This is a genomic window from Zobellella maritima (assembly GCF_003075035.1).
Classification (GTDB): Bacteria; Pseudomonadota; Gammaproteobacteria; order Enterobacterales; family Aeromonadaceae; genus Oceanimonas; species Oceanimonas maritima.
The window spans coordinates 1,066,570-1,084,831 of the sequence record NZ_QCZE01000001.1 but is presented as its reverse complement, the minus strand read 5'-3'; the positions used below and the strand labels follow the sequence as shown (position 1 = coordinate 1,084,831).

At 58.7% G+C, this 18,262-nt stretch carries 17 protein-coding genes and 3 tRNA genes; 7 read left to right on the top strand and 13 right to left on the bottom strand.

Annotated features, from left to right (window positions below):
• Position 1 precedes the first annotated feature (1 nt).
• From DCS96_RS04925 to DCS96_RS04900, 6 genes are all read left to right on the top strand, one after another.
• Complete coding sequence (locus tag DCS96_RS04925) at positions 2-1,501, top strand: 3-hydroxyacyl-CoA dehydrogenase (RefSeq protein ID WP_116473210.1); 1,500 nt, start codon at positions 2-4, stop codon at positions 1,499-1,501.
• Positions 1,498-1,944, top strand: coding sequence for a hydroxyphenylacetyl-CoA thioesterase PaaI (gene paaI / locus DCS96_RS04920; protein WP_116473209.1), 447 nt, complete (start codon positions 1,498-1,500; stop codon positions 1,942-1,944). Before DCS96_RS04925 ends, paaI begins: the two co-directional genes overlap by 4 nt.
• A complete protein-coding gene (pcaF, locus tag DCS96_RS04915; RefSeq protein ID WP_116473208.1) occupies positions 1,937-3,145 on the top strand; it encodes a 3-oxoadipyl-CoA thiolase in 1,209 nt (402 codons plus the stop codon). The genes paaI and pcaF overlap by 8 nt, the downstream gene beginning before the upstream one ends.
• A gap of 25 nt (positions 3,146-3,170) precedes the next feature.
• A complete protein-coding gene (paaK, locus tag DCS96_RS04910) occupies positions 3,171-4,460 on the top strand; it encodes a phenylacetate--CoA ligase PaaK (RefSeq protein ID WP_116473207.1) in 1,290 nt (429 codons plus the stop codon).
• 118 nt (positions 4,461-4,578) lie between these two features.
• Positions 4,579-5,499, top strand: coding sequence for a phenylacetic acid degradation operon negative regulatory protein PaaX (gene paaX / locus DCS96_RS04905; protein WP_116473206.1), 921 nt, complete (start codon positions 4,579-4,581; stop codon positions 5,497-5,499).
• Positions 5,500-5,775: 276 nt separating this feature from the next.
• Entirely contained in the window at positions 5,776-6,372 is a 597-nt protein-coding gene (locus DCS96_RS04900; protein ID WP_116473205.1) for a phenylacetic acid degradation protein PaaY, read from the top strand.
• Between the two features lie 79 nt (positions 6,373-6,451).
• Here the strand turns inward: DCS96_RS04900 and DCS96_RS04895 are convergent, their stop codons facing one another.
• The 10 genes from DCS96_RS04895 to DCS96_RS04850 all read right to left on the bottom strand — a co-directional run bounded on the left by DCS96_RS04895 (position 6,452) and on the right by DCS96_RS04850 (position 15,418).
• Entirely contained in the window at positions 6,452-8,905 is a 2,454-nt protein-coding gene (locus DCS96_RS04895) for a penicillin acylase family protein (RefSeq protein ID WP_116473204.1), read from the bottom strand.
• 79 nt (positions 8,906-8,984) lie between these two features.
• Positions 8,985-10,286: a TRAP transporter large permease gene (locus tag DCS96_RS04890; RefSeq protein ID WP_116473203.1), complete on the bottom strand. Its 1,302-nt coding sequence runs from the start codon at positions 10,284-10,286 to the stop codon at positions 8,985-8,987.
• Complete coding sequence (locus tag DCS96_RS04885) at positions 10,283-10,822, bottom strand: TRAP transporter small permease (RefSeq protein ID WP_116473202.1); 540 nt, start codon at positions 10,820-10,822, stop codon at positions 10,283-10,285. Before DCS96_RS04885 ends, DCS96_RS04890 begins: the two co-directional genes overlap by 4 nt.
• Positions 10,823-10,826: 4 nt before the next feature.
• Positions 10,827-11,852, bottom strand: a complete 1,026-nt coding sequence (locus tag DCS96_RS04880) for a TRAP transporter substrate-binding protein (protein WP_198649924.1) — start codon at positions 11,850-11,852, stop codon at positions 10,827-10,829.
• Between the two features lie 207 nt (positions 11,853-12,059).
• Entirely contained in the window at positions 12,060-12,272 is a 213-nt protein-coding gene (locus DCS96_RS04875) for a hypothetical protein (RefSeq protein ID WP_116473201.1), read from the bottom strand.
• Between the two features lie 363 nt (positions 12,273-12,635).
• Positions 12,636-12,712, bottom strand: a tRNA-Val gene (locus DCS96_RS04870).
• A gap of 48 nt (positions 12,713-12,760) precedes the next feature.
• A tRNA-Val gene (locus DCS96_RS04865) sits at positions 12,761-12,837 on the bottom strand.
• Positions 12,838-12,885: 48 nt separating this feature from the next.
• A tRNA-Val gene (locus DCS96_RS04860) sits at positions 12,886-12,962 on the bottom strand.
• A 91-nt stretch (positions 12,963-13,053) separates the two neighbouring features.
• On the bottom strand, positions 13,054-14,091 hold the full coding sequence (locus DCS96_RS04855) for a DUF3080 family protein (protein WP_116473200.1): 1,038 nt from the start codon (positions 14,089-14,091) through the stop codon (positions 13,054-13,056).
• Positions 14,036-15,418, bottom strand: a complete 1,383-nt coding sequence (locus tag DCS96_RS04850; protein WP_198650029.1) for an MATE family efflux transporter — start codon at positions 15,416-15,418, stop codon at positions 14,036-14,038. The genes DCS96_RS04855 and DCS96_RS04850 overlap by 56 nt, the downstream gene beginning before the upstream one ends.
• Positions 15,419-15,585: 167 nt before the next feature.
• Between DCS96_RS04850 and DCS96_RS04845 the strand changes: the two genes are divergently transcribed.
• The gene (locus DCS96_RS04845) at positions 15,586-16,191 is read left to right on the top strand and encodes a riboflavin synthase subunit alpha (RefSeq protein WP_116474532.1); all 606 of its coding nucleotides are present in this window, start codon (positions 15,586-15,588) and stop codon (positions 16,189-16,191) included.
• Positions 16,192-16,231: 40 nt separating this feature from the next.
• Here DCS96_RS04845 and DCS96_RS04840 read toward each other — a convergent pair whose 3' ends face one another.
• The 3 genes from DCS96_RS04840 to DCS96_RS04830 are packed head-to-tail and all read right to left on the bottom strand — an operon-like array spanning position 16,232 to position 18,079.
• Positions 16,232-16,435 (bottom strand): CPXCG motif-containing cysteine-rich protein, encoded by a 204-nt coding sequence (locus DCS96_RS04840; protein ID WP_116473198.1) that lies wholly within the window; start codon positions 16,433-16,435, stop codon positions 16,232-16,234.
• A gap of 25 nt (positions 16,436-16,460) precedes the next feature.
• The gene (locus DCS96_RS04835) at positions 16,461-17,207 is read right to left on the bottom strand and encodes a pteridine reductase (RefSeq protein ID WP_116473197.1); all 747 of its coding nucleotides are present in this window, start codon (positions 17,205-17,207) and stop codon (positions 16,461-16,463) included.
• 8 nt (positions 17,208-17,215) lie between these two features.
• Complete coding sequence (locus tag DCS96_RS04830; RefSeq protein ID WP_116473196.1) at positions 17,216-18,079, bottom strand: fructosamine kinase family protein; 864 nt, start codon at positions 18,077-18,079, stop codon at positions 17,216-17,218.
• Positions 18,080-18,262 lie beyond the last annotated feature (183 nt).

The following is an 18,262-nucleotide window of genomic DNA, read 5'->3' as shown; positions in this document are numbered from 1 at the left end:
CATGACAACGAACTTCCGCATAGACGAAGTGGCGGTGATCGGTGCTGGCACCATGGGCCTGGGCATCGCCCAAGTCGCGGCCCAGGCTGGTCATCCGGTACTTTTGTATGACGCCAACCCGGACCAGACCGCTCGAGCCCTGGACGACTTTGCCAGTCGCCTGGCCAGTCGGGTTGCCCGTGGCAAGCTGAGCGAACAGGACGCAAGCGCGCTGCGCAGCCGCATTCGCCCGGCCGAGAGCCTGAGCGAGCTAGCCGGCGCCAGCCTGGTTATCGAGGCGATTATCGAACGACTGGACATCAAGCAGCAGCTGTTCGCCGAGTTGGAAGGCATCTGCGGTGAGCGGTGCATACTGGCGTCCAATACCTCTTCTATCTCCATCACCGCCATCGGCGCGGCCCTGTCCCGCCCAGAGCGGCTGGCCGGTCTGCACTTCTTTAACCCGGCACCGGTGATGAAACTGGTCGAGGTCATCTCCGGCCTGGCGACCCTGGCCACGGTGCGCGATACCCTGCTGGACCTGGCCAGGAGCTGGGGCAAGGTGGCGGTGCATGCCAGCTCGACCCCGGGCTTTATCGTCAACCGTATTGCCCGGCCCTATTATGGCGAGACTCTGCGGGCTCTGCAGGAAGGGGTGGCGACGCCCGAGGTGCTGGATACCCTGATGCGCAGCGCCGGCTTCCCCATGGGAGCCTGCGAGCTAACCGACCTGATTGGCCAGGATGTGAACTATGCGGTGAGTGCGAGCGTGTATCGTGCCTTCCATCACGAGCCGCGCTATCGCCCGTCACTGGTGCAGCAGGCCCTGGTGGATGCGGGGCGTTTCGGCCGCAAGAGCGGACGGGGCTTCTTTGCCTACGAGAATGGTAAGGCAGTACTTGAGGCACAGCCTGCGCCGGCCGGCCAGGCGCCCGCCCAGGTGGTGGTGGTCGGAGACTGGTCCGCCCTCAGGGGTGCCGAGGCCCTGATGGCCCGATATCCGGGCAAGGTGGAACGAAGTGACGGCAGCCCGGCACTGTTGATCGATGGCGTGCGCGTCGAGCTGACCGACGGTCAGAGCTGTGCCCTGCGCCACCCGGGCCAGGCCGCCATGGCGCTGGACTGGGCCGATGACTATGACGCCGTCAGCCATGTTGGCCTGGGGGTATCCGCATGCTGCACCGAGCAGCAGGTGGCCGCCGTGGCCGGCTTCTTCCAGAGCCTGGACAAAACCGTGGTATTGCTGTCGGATCATCCGGGGGGGCTGGTGCTGCGTACCCTGGCCATGCTGGTCAACGAGGCGGCGGAAGCCTGCCTGCACCGGGTGGCCAGCGCCGAGGATATCGACTTGGCGATGCGTTTTGGTGTCAACTATCCCAAGGGCCCTGTGGCTTGGGGAGCAGAGGTGGGCTACCAGCGGCTGGTGACCCTGCTCGATAACCTCAAGGCCCTGTACGGTGAAGAAAAATACCGTCCCTCCCTGATCCTGCGCCACTGGGCGAGTATGGAGGCAGCCGCATGAGCCAGCAGCTCAACGACATCCTGGCCCAACAATGCGCCGAAGCCATGTTTGCCAAGGATCCCTGTACCCGGCATCTGGGTATGGAAATAGAAAGCGTGGCCGCCGGCACTGCCGTTCTGACCATGCGCGTTGAACCCTGGATGCTCAATGGCCATGGCAGCATACAGGGCGGTATCCTGTTCACCTTTGCCGACTCGGCCTTTGCCTTTGCCTGCAACGGCTACAACAAGGTAACCATAGGCCAGGGATGCACCATCGATTACCTCAAGCCCGCCTTTGCCGGCGAGTTTCTGCGGGCCCGAGCCCGTGAATTGCACCGGGGCGGACGCACCGGCACCTACGACGTGGTACTGGAAAACGAAGCAGGAGAAACGCTGGCCCTGTTCCGGGGGCGCTCCTATCAGGTCAAGGGAACCATTTTAAAGGAAGAAAACAATGACTGATGCTTATCTGTGCGACATGGTCAGAACGCCGGTGGGCCGCTACGGCGGTGGCCTGAGCTCGGTGCGGGCCGACGATCTGGCGGCCATCCCGCTGCGCCATCTGATGGAAAACAACCCACAACTGCCCTGGGACAAAATAGACGAAGTGATCATGGGCTGCGCCAACCAGGCAGGCGAAGACAACCGTAACCTGGCACGTATGGCTGCCCTGCTGGCTGGCCTGCCCACAACGGTACCGGGCACCACCGTCAACCGCCTGTGCGGCTCCGGCCTGGACGCCATCGGTTTTGGCGCCCGTGCCATCAAGGCCGGTGAAGCCCAGCTGGTGCTGGCCGGCGGGGCCGAGTCCATGTCCCGTGCGCCTTTCGTGATGCCCAAGGCCACCGGCGCCTTCAGCCGGGCCAACGAGGTCCATGACACCACCATCGGCTGGCGTTTTATCAACCCGAAGATGCAGCAGCAGTATGGCACCGATTCCATGCCGGAAACTGCCGAGAACGTGGCCGAGCGGTTCAATATCAGCCGGGAAGATCAGGATAGATTTGCCCTGCGCAGCCAGCAGAAAACCGAGCTGGCGCACCGGTCCGGCATCCTGGCCGAGGGCATGGTGCCTGTGGTGATCCCGGGCCGCAAGGGCAAGGTGACCGAAGTGAGCCGGGATGAACATCCGCGGCCCGAGACAAGTCTGGCGGATCTGAGCCGGTTGCCGACCCCGTTCCGGGCCGGTGGCTCGGTAACCGCCGGCAATGCCTCGGGCGTCAACGATGGCGCCGCCTGTACCCTGCTGGCCAGTGGCCAGGCGGTGGCCGACTATGGCCTGACGCCGAAGGCGCGCATCCTGGCCATGGCCAGCGCCGGGGTCGAACCGAAATACATGGGCATAGGCCCGGTGCCTGCGGTACGCTCGGTACTGGAGAAAACCGGCCTGTCCCTGGCGCAGATGGATGTTATCGAGCTCAACGAAGCCTTTGCTTCCCAGGCGCTGGCGGTACTGCGCGAGCTGGGCCTGCAGGATGACGACGCCCGGGTCAATCCCAACGGCGGTGCCATTTCCCTAGGGCACCCCTTGGGCATGAGCGGTGTGCGGCTGGTGATGGCGGCGGTCAATGAACTGAAACGCACCCATGGCCGCTATGGTCTGTGCACCATGTGTGTCGGCGTTGGCCAGGGTGTCGCGCTGATCGTGGAAAATATCGACTGAATCAAGCCAAAGGGAGGAGGCACTCATGACAACTCAACTGGATCATATCGAAACTGCGTCTATTGACGAACTGCGCTCGCTGCAACTGGCGCGGCTGCAGAAGACCCTGTACCACGCCTATGAAAATGTACCCATGTACAAGCGCAAGTTTGACGAGGCCGGCGTGCACCCGTCCGATTGCAAGACACTGGAGGATCTGAACAAGTTTCCGTTCACCACCAAGCAGGATCTGCGCGACAACTACCCCTTCGGCCTGTTTGCCGTGCCCATGGACCAGATAGTGCGGCTGCACGCTTCGTCCGGTACCACCGGCAAGCCGACCGTGGTGGGTTACACCCAGAAGGACATCGATATCTGGGCCGATGTGGTGGCACGCTCCCTGCGTGCCGGCGGCCTGAGCAACAAGGACAAGATCCATATTTCCTATGGATACGGCCTGTTCACCGGCGGTATGGGTGCCCACTATGGTGCCGAGCGCCTGGGTGCGGCGGTTATCCCCATGTCCGGCGGCCAGACCGAGAAGCAGGCCCAGCTGATCCAGGACTTCCAGCCCGACGGCATTATGGTGACCCCCTCCTATTGCCTGAACATCATCGACGAGCTGGAAAAGCAGATGGGCGACGCCAGCAAGTGTTCCCTGCGGGTGGGCGTGTTCGGTGCCGAACCCTGGACCAACGCCATGCGCAGCGAGATAGAGCAGCGCTTAGGGATAGATGCTCTGGATATCTACGGCCTGTCGGAAGTCATGGGGCCGGGCGTGGCCATGGAGTGTCTTGAAAGCAAGGATGGCCCCACCATCTGGGAGGATCACTTCTATCCAGAGATAATCGATGCCCATAGCGGTGACGTCGAGGCCGATGGCGAGCTGGGCGAGCTGGTATTCACCACCATCACCAAGGAAGGCATGCCGGTGATCCGCTACCGCACCCGGGATCTGACCCGCCTGCTGCCGGGCTCGGCCCGCACCATGCGGCGCATGGACAAGATCACCGGTCGCAGCGACGACATGCTGATCATCCGCGGCGTGAACGTGTTCCCGAGTCAGGTGGAAGAGCAGCTGTTCCAGTTTCCCCAGCTGACGCCTCATTATCAGCTGGAAGTGAGTCGTCACGGTCATCTGGACTCGCTGCGGGTCAAGGTGGAGTTGCGCAATGATCACGCCAATGCCGATCTGCGCTCGCTTGAACAACATATCAAGCACCGCATCAAGGCGATGATCGGTATTTCCACCCAGATCAGCATAGTGGCAGAAGGCCAATTGCCCCGCTCCGAAGGCAAGGCGGTACGGGTGGTTGATCTGCGCAAAAGTGCCTGAAAGGACTGAGGAAAAAGTGGCGGAAACGCCACTTTTTGCTTGATGCCGGTCGTTTAACCGGGGTGTAATGCTGGTTCTACCAAGCCGAACACTCACATCATCTGGTAATTAACACGTCATGGACTCCCGACTAAACGCGTATATTCTGCAGGCCCTCGATTACGAAACCGTCAGTGGTACTTCACTGATCATGACCATTTTCGGCGACAGCGTCGCCCATCGCGGAGGCTGTATCAGCCTGGCCAGCCTGATAGAAATGCTGACCGATTTCGGCTTCAACGAACGCTTCGTACGCACCTCGGTATTTCGTTTGGCTAAAGACGAATGGCTGAGCTCGGAACGTATCGGTCGGTTGAGCTTCTATCGGGTGACCGAGCGCAGCGCACACCGTTTCCAGCAGGCCGAAACCCGTATCTATGACATGGGGCAGAAAGCCTGGGACGGCCAGTGGGATCTGGTGCTGCTGAGTTCGTTAGAGCTGGAAGCCAAGACACAACTGAAAAAAGAGCTGGAGTGGCTGGGGTGCGCCAGCATTGCGCCCAACCTGATGGCGTATCCGGGGCTGGATCAGGGCAAGTTGCGGCAGCTGCTGCGTGAACTGGACATGGGCGATCAGGTGGTGGTGTTTCAGGCCAGTACCCTGGATCTGGGGTCGCCACCGCCCTTGCCTCGCATGGTCAGCGTCAACTGGCCACTGGATGACATCAGCCGGCGTTATGAGGAATTCCTGGCACTGTACCGTCCCTTGCTGCCGTTGCTGGAAGACAGCAAGGAGCTGGATCCCGGGCAAGCCTTTCAGCTGCGCACCCTGCTTATTCATCATTACCGTCGGGTGCAGTTGCGCGACCCGCACCTGCCGATGGCGCTGTTGCCCAGGGGCTGGCCGGGCCTGGCGGCCCAGACCCTGTGTGCCAATATCTACAACCTGCTTTATCAGGCGGCTGAGGAATATCTCTGGCACAAGGGACGTACGGCGGAAGGACCGCTGCCTCCTGCCGATGCCGGCTTTTACCGGCGTTTTGGTGGCTTGAGGCGATAACCGTTTCTACCAAACAGATTGAGCAACTGAACTGTTTGTTTGCTCTGAACAGAGGTTGGACAAACGGCCAGCTTCCCCGACACGCCGTGAACCCATCCAGGGGGGCTCCACCCGCCATCCCTGGCGCGGAGGGTCGATGGAGCTGCGGCCTTTATCCTCCCTGATGCCAAGGAGGGGCCTCGTCGACAGACAGCTCGGTGCGTGAGAAGAGGCGGCTGTGTTGCCTCTGTACTCGAGTTCACAAAACGATCAGATCTTTATTAATGGAGTAACACGATGCACTGCTATGAAATAGACGGCATCCGTCCCGTGGTGGAAGAGGGGGCCTATGTACACCCCACCGCCGTGCTGATCGGCGATGTCATTGTCGAGCATGGCTGTTATATAGGACCGCTGGCCTCGTTGCGGGGCGATTTTGGCCGCATTCATGTAATGGAAAACGCCAATGTGCAGGACAACTGCGTAATGCATGGGTTTCCCGAGGCCGACACCCTGGTCCGCCCCTGGGGTCATGTTGGGCATGGCGCCATACTGCACGGCTGCGAGGTGGGGGAGCATGCCCTGGTGGGCATGAATGCGGTGGTGATGGACGGTGCCCGGGTGGGGGAGTTCAGCTTTGTCGCCGCCCACTCCTTCGTCAAGGCCGAGATGCAAATTCCTCCCCGGGTACTGGTGGCCGGTACCCCGGCCCGGGTGTTGCGCGAGCTGCGCCCGGATGAGATTGAATGGAAGCGCCAGGGCACCCAGACCTACATCGACCTGACCCGACGTTGCCTGGACAGCATGCATCTGGTCAATCCGCTCAAGGAGGTGGAACCGGATCGAAAACGCCTGTTCCAGGATGCGGACTACCTGCCTAAATACAAGGCGTAAAGGCCGAGCGTAAACAGGTACAGGACGAAACAACAAAGAGCGGGCATAGGCCCGCTGTTTGTTGTTATGGTGCTGCTTTTTAACGTTCAATCGTCAGCATGGTATCGCTCTGGCTGGCGGCAGCCACCTCTTCCCGGTCAAGCCACACCGGCTTCAGGCGGAACTCGATAAAGTCATCCAGCTGATCCCGGTAGTGGGGAGACGGCGTGCCGTCCGGTGCGATAAAGCCGGACTGGCCCGGGGCCGCCACTTCATAGGCCTTGACCTCGCTGCCATTGAACACTGTCATGTTGTTTTCGGTGCCCCGGTTCATGGCGATGGGGGTACGCACCGCCTCGTCCGGGTTGGCCTGGGGCACACCGATGTAGTTCTTGTGGCCGAATTCCAGCACATCGACCTGGCCCAGCCACTGGCTGCTGTCGGGGCCGTATTTCTGACTCAGGCTGTCGATGGCCTGTTTCAGGGCGTTGAGTTGCACAGCGTCGTCATCGCGTCCGGAAAGCAGATCAGTTTTCACCAGGCTGCGGTTGAGCCAGGCGCCCAGCGCCTTGGTGCCGGTGCTGATGTTGTAGCCGTTGGCCACCACGCCTTCGGGGTTGCCGTAACCGGTGGCGGTATACCAGGGTTGGTGGGCATCGGACAGCAGGGGCCGGTAGGTGTCTTTCAGCAGCGCCGCCAGCCAGGCTCGGAACAGGGTGGAGCCGGCATGATCGTAACGGCCATCCTGGTCTTCATCCCGGTTCAGGTAATCCCAGTCGGCCAGCAGGTGGGCGGCCTGGCGCAGGCGCGGTTCGGCACTACCGGCGGCCAGCTCTATCAGTCGGGGCAGGAAGAAGCGGGCATTGGGGTCGGCCAGCGAGGCTTCCATCATCAGATCCCAGGCCTGTTCCGGCGTCAGCCGATCCACGGCCTCTACCCGGCTGTTGATTTCCAGCACTCTGTCGATGGTGTTCCAGCTGTACCACCACTGATCCGGGTTGGGGAAACCGTCAGCCGGACGGTTGTTCCAGTTGGCGATATAACCGCTGGAGGGGTTGTACACCTGAGGGTTGGTATCAAACGGATACAGCCCCAGCCAGTCGGCGCTGCCGTCTCCCGGGGTGGGCAGGCGGCCGTCCTGTCCCGGGTGGCGCACCGGATAATGGCCCCCCAGGGCATAACCGATGTTGCCGTCCCGATCTGCATAATACCAGTTGACGTTGATGGCGCTGTGCGCCACCTGCTCCTGCCATTGCTGATGATTTTTCGCCTTGCTGACCTTGTTCCAGGCCATCAGGGTGGATACCTCCTTGCCGGCCCAGCCCCGCTGTTTGGCGTAGGCCACGCCGTCCTCGGGCTTGTATTCCACCACCGGGCCGTATACGGAACGGTACAGGGTGATTTGGCTGTCCGGTTCGCCCTTCACCTTGATGGTTTGCTGCTCTTTCTCCAGCGGCAGGTATTTGCCCTTGTGCAGATACTGCTCCGGGTTGTCCGGGTTCAGGGTCAGCCGGAACAAGTCCACGTTGTCGCCGGCGCCCCAGGTACTGCCCCAGCTGATATGGCCATTGTGGCCGAATTCCACCATGGCATAGCCGGTGGGGGAGTTGCCAACTACGTCATAACCGGCACCGTGCAGGCCCACGGAATAGGTATAGGCGGGCTGATAGAAGCCGAATTGGGGGCCGTTGATCAGCACGGCGCTGGCGTCCCGGGTCTTGTCCTTGCCCAGCACCAGAATATTGCTGAACGGCGCTTCGTTAAACCCTTCCCAGTCCAGAGTGCCGTGCCGACCCGCTCCCGGGGTATGCATGGCCAGCAGCGGGCTTTCATCCTGCCGGGCAGTGGACGTCAGTCCGGCGGTCAGCCGGCGCTCCACGGCCTGGCGGCCGGCAGGAGACCAGTCGCCGTCGGTTATGGTATCGGGTGCCTCTTTACTCAGGTAGGGCAAGAGGGTGTCGAACAGCTGCCGTGCCTGTGGCCGGCCATGTTGCTGTTCCAGCGCCGCCAGTAGCTGCTGGTTTTCCAGTTCGGTATTGTAGTCGCCAAAGCGGTTGATCATGGAGCCGATAAACAGCATGGCCACATCAAACTCGTCCCAGGGCGCGGGGGTAAAGCCGTAGTCGATAAACTGTTTGGGCATCAGGGTGCCGGAATCTTGTTGCACTTTGGCCTGCCACTGATTGAGGCCGGCGGCATAGCCACTGAGGATATCCCGGTCGGCGGCGGGCAGGGCATCCAGCTGGGCCCGAATAGCGTGGGGGTTGTAGTGTTGGCGCACCTTGATGTCCAGTGGCAGAAACGCCTCGCCCAGTACCTCGGCCACCCGGCCCTGGGCACTGCGGCGGGCCATCTCCAGCTGGAACAGTCGATCCTGGGCAATGGCGTAACCGTAGCCATAAAACAGGCCATAGGTGGTGTCGGCATAGATATGGGGGGTGCCGTGCTGGTCACGCTTGATGGTGATCTGCTCTGCGTCGGGCAGTGTGGTGCAGCCGGCGAGCAGAGAAAGGCCGGCCAGTGCGTTCATCAGAAAAACGGGTTTATTAGACATGGTAATCCCTTACAGGTTTGCTAATGAAGTTGAAGGTTGGGGTGTAAAACGGGCCGGGAAGGCCGGCCCGGGAAAGCGGTTAGCGGTACAATAGTTCCGGCAGCCAGAGGGTGAGGGCCGGCAGCATGATCAGCAGGGCCAGGCGTACTATGTCGGCGCACCAGAAGGGGGTAACGCCGCGGAACACGGTGGCACTGTTCAGATCCTTGACCATGCCGGTTAGCACGAACACATTCATGCCCACCGGCGGGGTGATCAGGCTAATCTCGGTGGCCACCACCACGACAATGCCGAACCAGATGGGATCCATGCCCAGGCTGTGTACCACGGGAAAGAATACCGGCACAGTGAGCAGCATCATCGACATGCTCTCGAATACGGCTCCCAGCACCAGGTAGATGGCGATGATCATCAGCAGCACCATCATGGGTGACAGCGAGAAGCCGGTGATCAGCTCCACCAGATGATCGGGCAGGCCGGCCCGGTTGATAAAATTGGAGAAGATCAGGGCACCGATCACCACGCAGAACAGCATGGCTGAGGTGCGGGCGGTTTCTATCAGCACTTCCTTTAGTTCTGTCAGGCTTAGACAGCGGCGCTTGATGGCGATGGCCAGGGAGCCGACGGCGCCGATGCCGGCGGCCTCGGTGGGGGTGAACACGCCCAGGTAGATACCGCCCATGACCAGGGTGAACAGACCGAGGATACCGCCCACGCCCTTGAACGCCTGCCATTTTTCGGCGCGGCTCATGGCCTCGCCGGGAGGGCCCGCCTTGGGGTTGCGCCACACTACCCAGCGTACGGCACCCAGGTAGAGCAGCATGCCCAGCACGCCGGGAATGAAACCGGCGGCGAACAGATCACGGATGCTCTGCTCGGTGAGTATGCCATAGATGATCAACGCGACACTGGGCGGGATCAGAATGCCCAGGGTACCGCCGGCGGCGATGGCGGCTGCCGCCAGGCTGTCGGCATAACCGTATCTGCGCATCGGCGGGATGGCCACCCGTGACATGGTGGCAGCGGTGGCCAGGCTGGAGCCGCAGATGGCGGAAAAACCGCCGCAGGCGGTGATCGCCGCCATGGCCATGCCGCCCTTGCGGTGACCGATCAGTGCGTGGGATGCCTTGAACAGCTCGTTGGACAGGCCGGATCGGCTGATCAGGTTGCCCATCAGGATAAACAGCGGGATCACGCTCAGGCCGTAATCCTGGGCGGTATCCAGCAGCCGGCGGGCGCTGATCGACAGGGCGGCATTGAAGTTGAAGTCCATCAGGGCCGCATAGCCCACCACGCCCACGGCGGCCATGGCAAAGGCGATGGGGACGCGCAGAAAAATCAGCAACAGCAAGATGCCGAAGCCAAGCAGGGATTCCATCATAAGGCAGGCGCCTCCTGGGCGGGGTCGGTCACGGATGAGCTTGTGGCATCGGGCTTGCCTAGCAGCGACATCACCAGAAAGGTGAGGGCGGTCAGCCACAGGCTGACGCCGATCAGGTACATGGCCCAGGCGCTGGGAATGGCCAGGTACTCACTCACCGAGTGGTAACGGGCGGCCCGGTCGGCCAGCTTCCACACCGTCATGGCCATATAGGCACAGCCGGCTGTCATAAACAGGTGGCATAAGCGGTCCCGTGCGGCTCGCAGCCAGCGGGGCAGCCAGGGCTCGACCAGATCCACCGACACATGCTCGTTGTGCCAGGTAATGGTGGGCAGGATCAGGAAGATGGAGGCGGCCAGCATGATTTCGATCAGCTCGGCGCCGCCCATTAGAGGCTGGTTGAACAGGTAACGACCCACCACATCGACGGCGGTGATCAGCATCATCAGTAACAGCATCAGGCCGGCAAGCAGGTTGAGCATCCGCTTTATGGCGGCTGCGCTGTCGCACCAGATTCGGGAAACATGGGCAATCATGGCGTTATCCTTGGGCGTCCTGCTGTGCCTGATAGTCACGGGCTATCTGACGGAATTCGGTCAGGGCCTGCTCGGCATCTATGTGGCGGTCGGCTACGTCCTTCAGCCAGTCCTGTTCAATGCTCTGGGTCAGCTCGGCAAATAACTGCACATCCTGCTCGCTGGCCGGGGTAATGGTATTGCCGTATGCCAGAGCATCCTGTTCGGCTTCCTGATCGGCCTGCACCCAGGCGCGGGCGGTCATGGCCGAGAGCTTCTCACCGGACACAGCCATGATGGCCTCCCGGTCTTGTTCTGAGATGCGGTCGAAGAAATCTTCACCGATAAAGATGCCGAAGCTGCCGAGGTACAGGCCGTGGGGCATTTTCAGGGTGTAGGGCGCCACTTCCTTGAAGCGCATGCTGCGCTTGGTATTCATAGGGTTGAACACCCCGTCCACCACGCCCTGGGTGAGCATTTCGTAGACCTTGGTGGTGGGGGCGGCGACACCTGTGATGCCCAGCTGCTGGCCGATGGTGTTCTGTACGCCCCCCCCGATGCGGATCTTCTTGCCCTGCAGATCTGCGAGGCTGGCAAGTGGTTCACGGGTGTGGATTTCTCCGGGACCATGGGTGAACAGGCCGGCTACCACAACACCACCATGCTCGTTGGCCTTGGCCAGGTACTTCTGATGAATGCGCCAGTGGGCGATGGAAGCGGCCTCTGCACCGGCACCCAGGTTGGGCAGTTCGGCGATGCTGGTCAGCTTGAAACGACCTGGGAAGTATCCGTGATACGCCCATGATGCATCAACCGCCCCATCCTGAACTAAATCAATCATGCTCTGGGGTGCTCCCAGATCGTGTTCAAGCTTGAGCTTGACTCGCCCCTCGGTGGCTTCTTCGATCCACTTACCCCAGGTGGGCAGCACGGTGGCATTCATTTCACTGGTAGGCGAAAGCCAGGTAGCCACCCGCATGGTGGTAGCGGCGGTTGCCTGGCCATGAAAGAGACCGGCGGCGGCAAACAGGGATATCCATATACGTTTCATAATCCTCACCTTGCAATAAAGAGAACATTGATACAACCAACGTGACACACAATAAATCATTAACAATAAAAAAGTGAAGCATTTATTTTGGATATTTTAACGATGGTGTAACACCCTGGTTGGTGGGGGGGGAATAGGGATATGAGTCATGACCAAAGGGTGCCGACCGGGGAGGTCGACACCGAAAACGGCAAGCAGGGGAAGGGCTTAGAGGCTGTACTTCACCATGCCTTGCAGGCGGGTGGCATCGCCTTCGCGGCCGTCTTGTAGCTGGCGGTGGTGGTGACCGATTTCCACCCCATAGCTGACGGCACCGAGGGGTGACGTTGCCCAGAGCAACTGGATATCGGGCTCGGGAAAAGCCGTCTGGCCGCCAGGGATGGCGGTAATACCGGAGCAGCAGGCGTATTGTCCGGCCATGGCATGTTACTGTTGTGGTAGGTCATTGAGGAGGAGGCGTAGGGGGATAACGGCTGAAAGCACAGCTGGGGAGGGCGGTACCCTCACCGGCATAATCTTGTTATAGCAAACAGATTAAATAATTGATCTATTTGATCGCTCTGATAAGGTCGGACAAATGGCCAGCCCCTCCGACACGCCGTGCATCCATGTTGGCTCCGCCGCGCCTTGGTATTATACGGGCAGGATACCAAGGTTATGCCAACATGCAAGGCGGGTGTAAATCAAACCGGCGTAACATGGCATGCACATCGGTTGTTCAGGACGGCAGGGGAACCATAAAACGCAAAAATCGCACTCATTTGAGTGCGCTTTTCTGAAAATTGGTGCGTCCTAGTGGATTCGAACCACCGACCCCTACCATGTCAAGGTAGTGCTCTAACCAACTGAGCTAAGGACGCGTATTGCTGATGCTAATTTGTTTTCTCACCGGCTTTTGGCCGGAAAATTGGTGCGTCCTAGTGGATTCGAACCACCGACCCCTACCATGTCAAGGTAGTGCTCTAACCAACTGAGCTAAGGACGCATATTGCTGAAATTAACCTGTTTTCTCACCGGCTTTTGGCCGGGAAATTGGTGCGTTCTAGTGGATTCGAACCACCGACCCCCACCATGTCAAGGTGGTGCTCTAACCAACTGAGCTAAGAACGCAGGCTGCCTTCAGGCGCTGCGTATACTAGCCAAGGGGCGGGGCAGGGGCAAGTGTTTTTTGTTATCTGGAAAACGTCTGCGGAACTATTGTTCAAGTCGGTGAAATATCGCACCGTGTCAGGAATTGCTGCCACAGGCGGGCATGTTCCAACACGTTTTGCCGGTACTCCAGATAGAGTACGCTCTGTAACCCCGCGGCCATTTGTGCCCGATATGCCGCTATTATCTCTGTTCTGGCACGAGGCGCTTGCAGGCTGGCCGAGATAAGGGGGGCGAGTTCCACGAACTGCCGATCAATCCGGGAGAAATAGCCCTGAATGTCCTTGATGTAATAATGTTGCATGGCATTGCGTAATCGTTCCGCGCCGGCTCTGCCTGACGGGCCGCAGTCAACGTCGGCCAATTGTTGCAAAAACACCATGCTTTGTCGCAGGTAATGGGTCGATGCATGGAGCGAATAGAACAACTGACCGAGGTAATCATTGCCATAGAGACCGGAAAGGACCCGGTTCACTTGCTGCTCGCCGATGGGGAGCTGGACGCTTTTCCCTTGGGCAATATGCCGCAGCCGCTCAAAAAGTTCGAATGCGGCCAGGGTAGCATGGAAGCCGGCCTGCTCGGCAAAAGGCAGGATACGTTGTCGGGGGGTCAGTACGGCCCGGATTTCCGGCTCGGAGACCATCATGTTCCAGTGATATAGAACAAGCAGAGGCGCCTTTTGTTGTTCGAGTTTGTGTAACCAGCCCAATAGTTGCCGATCCGTATCCGGATGGGCGATACAGTCCTGCAGACCCTGCTGGAACTGAAGATGGTAGATTAGCTGACTGGCTGCCCCCCGGGTTCGGCCCAGGGGACTGTTGTGTTCGCCCACCAGGGAAAGCAGCTGGCACTGACCCAGTTTGAGGGTATCCAGCAAGCCTGCGGAAATTCGAGGCGGCAGCTGCTGTAGCTGCCGCTGGGCGGGGAATGGTGGTAGGGGAGGCGGCGGGGACAACGCAGGCGGTGTCGTCTCCAGTACATGGGCGACGCGGGTCAGGTAGGTCTGAAAGTGATGCTGCAGTTCGTTGTCCGCATCACAGGCCGTCAACCAGAGGCTGACCAGCGCGACTGTGATTTTCCACCCGTTCATAAATGATGTTCAACCGCCATAAAAGCATCAGTGCCGCTACCGTTAAGCCTATCAGAAAACCGATCCAAAAGCCGTGAGGCCCCATGGCAGGCACCAGCCAATCGGTCAGGCCCAGCACCATGCCGGCCGGCAGGCCACACAACCAGTAGGCGACCAGGGTAATGTAAAAAATGATGTGGGTGTCTTTATAACCGCGCAGGGCGGCGGCGGCGATCACCTGGGCCGAATCGGAAATTTGATAAAGCGCCGCCAGCAACAGCAGACTGGAAGCCAACTCCAGTACATAGGTGTTATCTGTGTAGATATCGCTTATCCAGTGGCGGGCACTAATGGTGAGCAGGGCGGTGAATATGGCTAGGCTGCAGCCAAAACCTATGCCGGTCATGCTGGCCCGCTTGGCTTGCCGGGGCAGATTTTCCCCCAGGCTGTGTCCAACCCGTATGGTCAGGGCCATGCCGAGGCTCAGGGGAAGCATAAACACCATGCTGGAAAAGTTGATGGCGATCTGATGGCCGGCAACCACGTCGGCCCCCAGGGGAGACAGTAACAGGGCGACGACGGTAAAGAGGGTGACTTCGCAAAAAATAGCCAGGGCGATGGGCAGGCCAAGTCGAAACAGCCGGTTGATTTGACGCCAGTCCGGTGCGGTAAGGTACGTCAGGACATGGAAGCGGGCCAGCAGGGACGATTTTTGAGTATAGACAACCATGGCGAACAGCATGGCCCAGAATACCACTGCCGATGCATAGCCACAGCCGACACCACCGAGGGCGGGAAAGCCCAGTTTTCCATAGATAAGTACATAGTTGGCGGGCACATTGACCAGCAGACCAATAAAACCGATGACCATGGTGGGCAGGGTGTGGGAGAGGCCTTCGCTGAAATTGCGCAGCACCTGATACAGGGCGTAGGCGGGCATACCCCAGAGGATGGCGTGCAGATAACCGGTGGTCTTTTCGGCCAGGGCCGGATCCACGTCCATCCAATGCAGTGTCTGGGGAGAATAATAAAGTGCCAGCATGGCGGGTACCGTGACCAGCAGGGTCAGCCAAAATCCCTGGTGCACGGCACCCGCGACTTCTCCATGGCGACGGGCGCCATGGAGTTGTGAAATGATGGGGATCAGGGCCATGACGACGCCCTGAACCAGGAGTATGATAGGCAACCAGAAACTGGTTGCTACGGCAACCGCCGCCAGGTCGACGGCACTGACCTGACCGGCCATCACAGTATCGACAAAACCCATGGTGGTTTGCGCAACTTGCGCAACCAGTATCGGGCCGCATAGGCGCAGCAGGTGCCATGTTTCGGCAAGGTAGGGCCTGATAACCATGTTTTTCTCACTGTAGATGGGGTGGACAAATAGCGGGAAATGCTGCCTGATGCCGAATTTTTTTATTTTTTATCAGGATAACGGCATGTATTCCGAAATATAACCGTATTCTGGAGGATTTCCCAGAGTTCCTAAGTTCGTTTTGATGAGTGGCTGAGATTATGTTTACCGGAATTGTGCAGGGTATGGGTACCTTGCTTGAGATTATTGAAAAAACCGATTTTCGTACCCATGTGGTGGCTCTTCCCGCAGATATGCTGCCGGGATTGGCCCTGGGGGCATCGGTGGCCCATAACGGCTGTTGCCTGACCGTGACTCATATCGAGGAGGACAGGATCAGTTTTGACCTGATGCAGGAAACCCTGCGGGTTACCAACCTGGGGCAGCTTAAGGTGGGTGATAGTGTCAACTTGGAACGGGCAGCCCGCTTCGGCGATGAAATCGGCGGGCATGCCATGTCGGGGCATATCATGGGCATCAGCCGGTTGCTGGAGATCCAGGACAGCAGCCACAACCGGACGCTCTGGTTTGAACTGCCGACGGACCTGAGCAAATACCTGTTCACCAAAGGCTATATAGGGATAGACGGCATCAGCCTGACCATAGGCCAGGTCAGGGCCGATCGTTTTGCAGTGCACCTGATCCCGGAAACCCTGCAGCGTACCAATTTAGGCCAGATACAGCAGGGGGACAGGGTCAATATCGAAATTGACCCTCAGACCCAGGCCATAGTGGATACGGTAGAGCGGGTGATGGCGTCGAAATAACTTTTATGCCAACATGCAAGAGATATTCTAACCTAAACAGTCAGAATATCTGCTCATCATCGGCATCGATCATCAACTCAACTTCATCACTGAGTTCATTACGGGTAACAACCAGGTGAATGGCATTGCAGCAGGCCATGCAGTCTTCGTAATAATCCTGCCCCCCTTCCGATGCATCTATTTCGACCCGGGTATGGTAACCACAATGAGGACAGACAATGTTTTTCTCGAAAAAGTCACGCATACCCTGGTCCTCATCGATTAGGTTATCAGACGTTGTTCAATCCTTTTGTTGAGCGCCCACCATCGAGTGCAATGATTTGTCCGGTTAAATAGGCGGGTCCGGTCAGCAAGAAAGCCATGGTTTCTGCTATGTCCTGTGGTGAACCTGCTCTCCCCATGGGTATAGAATCCAATACCTGCTGCTTTTGCACATCGGTCAAGGGATGTTCGGGCCAGAGAATAACCCCGGGGGCTATACCGTTAACCCGGACCATCGGTGCCAGCTCGCTGGCAAGCCCACGGGTCATGGTGGTCAATGCTCCCTTGGCCATAGTATAGATAAGATGATCTTCGAGTCCCTTTTCTGCATGTATATCCACCATATTGATGATGGAACCCTGACTGTCCTGCAGGGCCGGAGCCAGAGCCTGAGCCAGGAAATAGGGGGCTGCCACATTGGTAGCCATCAGATCGTGCCATTGCTCGGGTGTCCCTTGACCAAAGGGAGTGGCATAAAAGCTGGAAGCATTATTGATCAGGCCGTCCAGACGACCGTATTGTCCTAGTACCCTGTCGGCCAGAGAGGGAAGGACGTCAAGCTGGGTTAAATCCTCTTGTACCAGAGAAACACTATCGGGCCTGGCCTCATTCAGCCTGTCGGCCAGACGTTCGGCACAGGTTTTACTCTGATGATAATGAAGTACCAAGCGATACCCCAAGCCATGTAAATGCTGGCTGATTTCTGCACCAATCCGCTTGGCTGCTCCGGTTATAAAAAGCACTGGTGCCGACATACTCTCTCCTAGCTGGCAATAATCTGGTAAATACTGGCTTTGGCTTGAGCCTGATAAGCATCACCAAAACGGTTTACGTGATTGAGTAAATGATACAGTTTATAAATTTCCCGCCGTAGGGGATAGCCCCCATCGAGGGGCCAAACAGCCTGATATCCCTGATAAAAATACTGGGGAAACTGACCAAATAATTCCGTCATGGCAATATCGGTTTCCCGGTCACCAAAATAACTGGCCGGGTCGAAGAGGACTCCCTGATGCTGGTAAAAGGCTACATTGCCACGCCACAGATCTCCGTGCAACAGGGAAGCCTGGGGATGGTGATTGGCCAGCCTCAATTTGATGGCGCCAACGATTTCTTCCAGATCACCGAAGCGAATGGCTTTCTCTTCCAGCAGTTTTAATTGCCAGCCGATGCGTTGTTCGGCAAAGAAGACAGACCATTTCTTGTGCCAGGCATTCGGTTGCACGCTGGTTCCCAGATAATTGTCTTCATCCCAGCCGTACATGGGTTGGCTGCGTGACTGGTGTAAATGAGCCAGCTGACGACCCAGCATATGCCAGTCCTGCTCATCTGCCGCGCCGAACTCCAGATACTCCAGCACCAGAAAGCTGATACTGGCGGTGGTACCGCAACAAATGGGTTTAGGGATCAACAGGGTTTGAGACGCATGCAGATGTTCGAGGCTGTTCCACTCACAGCGAAACATATCCAGCTTGTCGCGGTCATTGAGTTTGACAAAATACGACTGGCGCCCGTCGGTGATGCGGTAGGCCTGGTTGATATCACCACCGGACAAGGGGATCTTTTCGAGGATGCTGAACTGGGTTCCGGTTGCCTCCGCAATCTGGTTGGCGATGATTTGCCACATAACGCCTCCTGGTGCCACCTGATTCGTCAACAGTATAGGTCAAAGAAGGCCAGCCCTGACGCTAGTCGAAGCAAAATAGGAGTATGGTTGGCAGATAAGCTTAAAAAATGGCTATCACCCTCATTTTAACCTGAAAAAAACGGGATCCCGCCAGGGGCGGCGAGGCTTTGCAGCGATAACTGG

Coding starts and splice junctions, on each gene's coding strand:
- DCS96_RS04925 (WP_116473210.1), top strand. CDS start 2: ATGACAACGAACTTCCGCATAGACGAAGTGGCGGTGATCGGTGCTGGC.
- paaI (WP_116473209.1), top strand. CDS start 1,498: ATGAGCCAGCAGCTCAACGACATCCTGGCCCAACAATGCGCCGAAGCC.
- pcaF (WP_116473208.1), top strand. CDS start 1,937: ATGACTGATGCTTATCTGTGCGACATGGTCAGAACGCCGGTGGGCCGC.
- paaK (WP_116473207.1), top strand. CDS start 3,171: ATGACAACTCAACTGGATCATATCGAAACTGCGTCTATTGACGAACTG.
- paaX (WP_116473206.1), top strand. CDS start 4,579: ATGGACTCCCGACTAAACGCGTATATTCTGCAGGCCCTCGATTACGAA.
- DCS96_RS04900 (WP_116473205.1), top strand. CDS start 5,776: ATGCACTGCTATGAAATAGACGGCATCCGTCCCGTGGTGGAAGAGGGG.
- DCS96_RS04895 (WP_116473204.1), bottom strand. CDS start 8,905: ATGTCTAATAAACCCGTTTTTCTGATGAACGCACTGGCCGGCCTTTCT.
- DCS96_RS04890 (WP_116473203.1), bottom strand. CDS start 10,286: ATGATGGAATCCCTGCTTGGCTTCGGCATCTTGCTGTTGCTGATTTTT.
- DCS96_RS04885 (WP_116473202.1), bottom strand. CDS start 10,822: ATGATTGCCCATGTTTCCCGAATCTGGTGCGACAGCGCAGCCGCCATA.
- DCS96_RS04880 (WP_198649924.1), bottom strand. CDS start 11,852: ATGAAACGTATATGGATATCCCTGTTTGCCGCCGCCGGTCTCTTTCAT.
- DCS96_RS04875 (WP_116473201.1), bottom strand. CDS start 12,272: ATGGCCGGACAATACGCCTGCTGCTCCGGTATTACCGCCATCCCTGGC.
- DCS96_RS04855 (WP_116473200.1), bottom strand. CDS start 14,091: ATGAACGGGTGGAAAATCACAGTCGCGCTGGTCAGCCTCTGGTTGACG.
- DCS96_RS04845 (WP_116474532.1), top strand. CDS start 15,586: ATGTTTACCGGAATTGTGCAGGGTATGGGTACCTTGCTTGAGATTATT.
- DCS96_RS04840 (WP_116473198.1), bottom strand. CDS start 16,435: ATGCGTGACTTTTTCGAGAAAAACATTGTCTGTCCTCATTGTGGTTAC.
- DCS96_RS04835 (WP_116473197.1), bottom strand. CDS start 17,207: ATGTCGGCACCAGTGCTTTTTATAACCGGAGCAGCCAAGCGGATTGGT.
- DCS96_RS04830 (WP_116473196.1), bottom strand. CDS start 18,079: ATGTGGCAAATCATCGCCAACCAGATTGCGGAGGCAACCGGAACCCAG.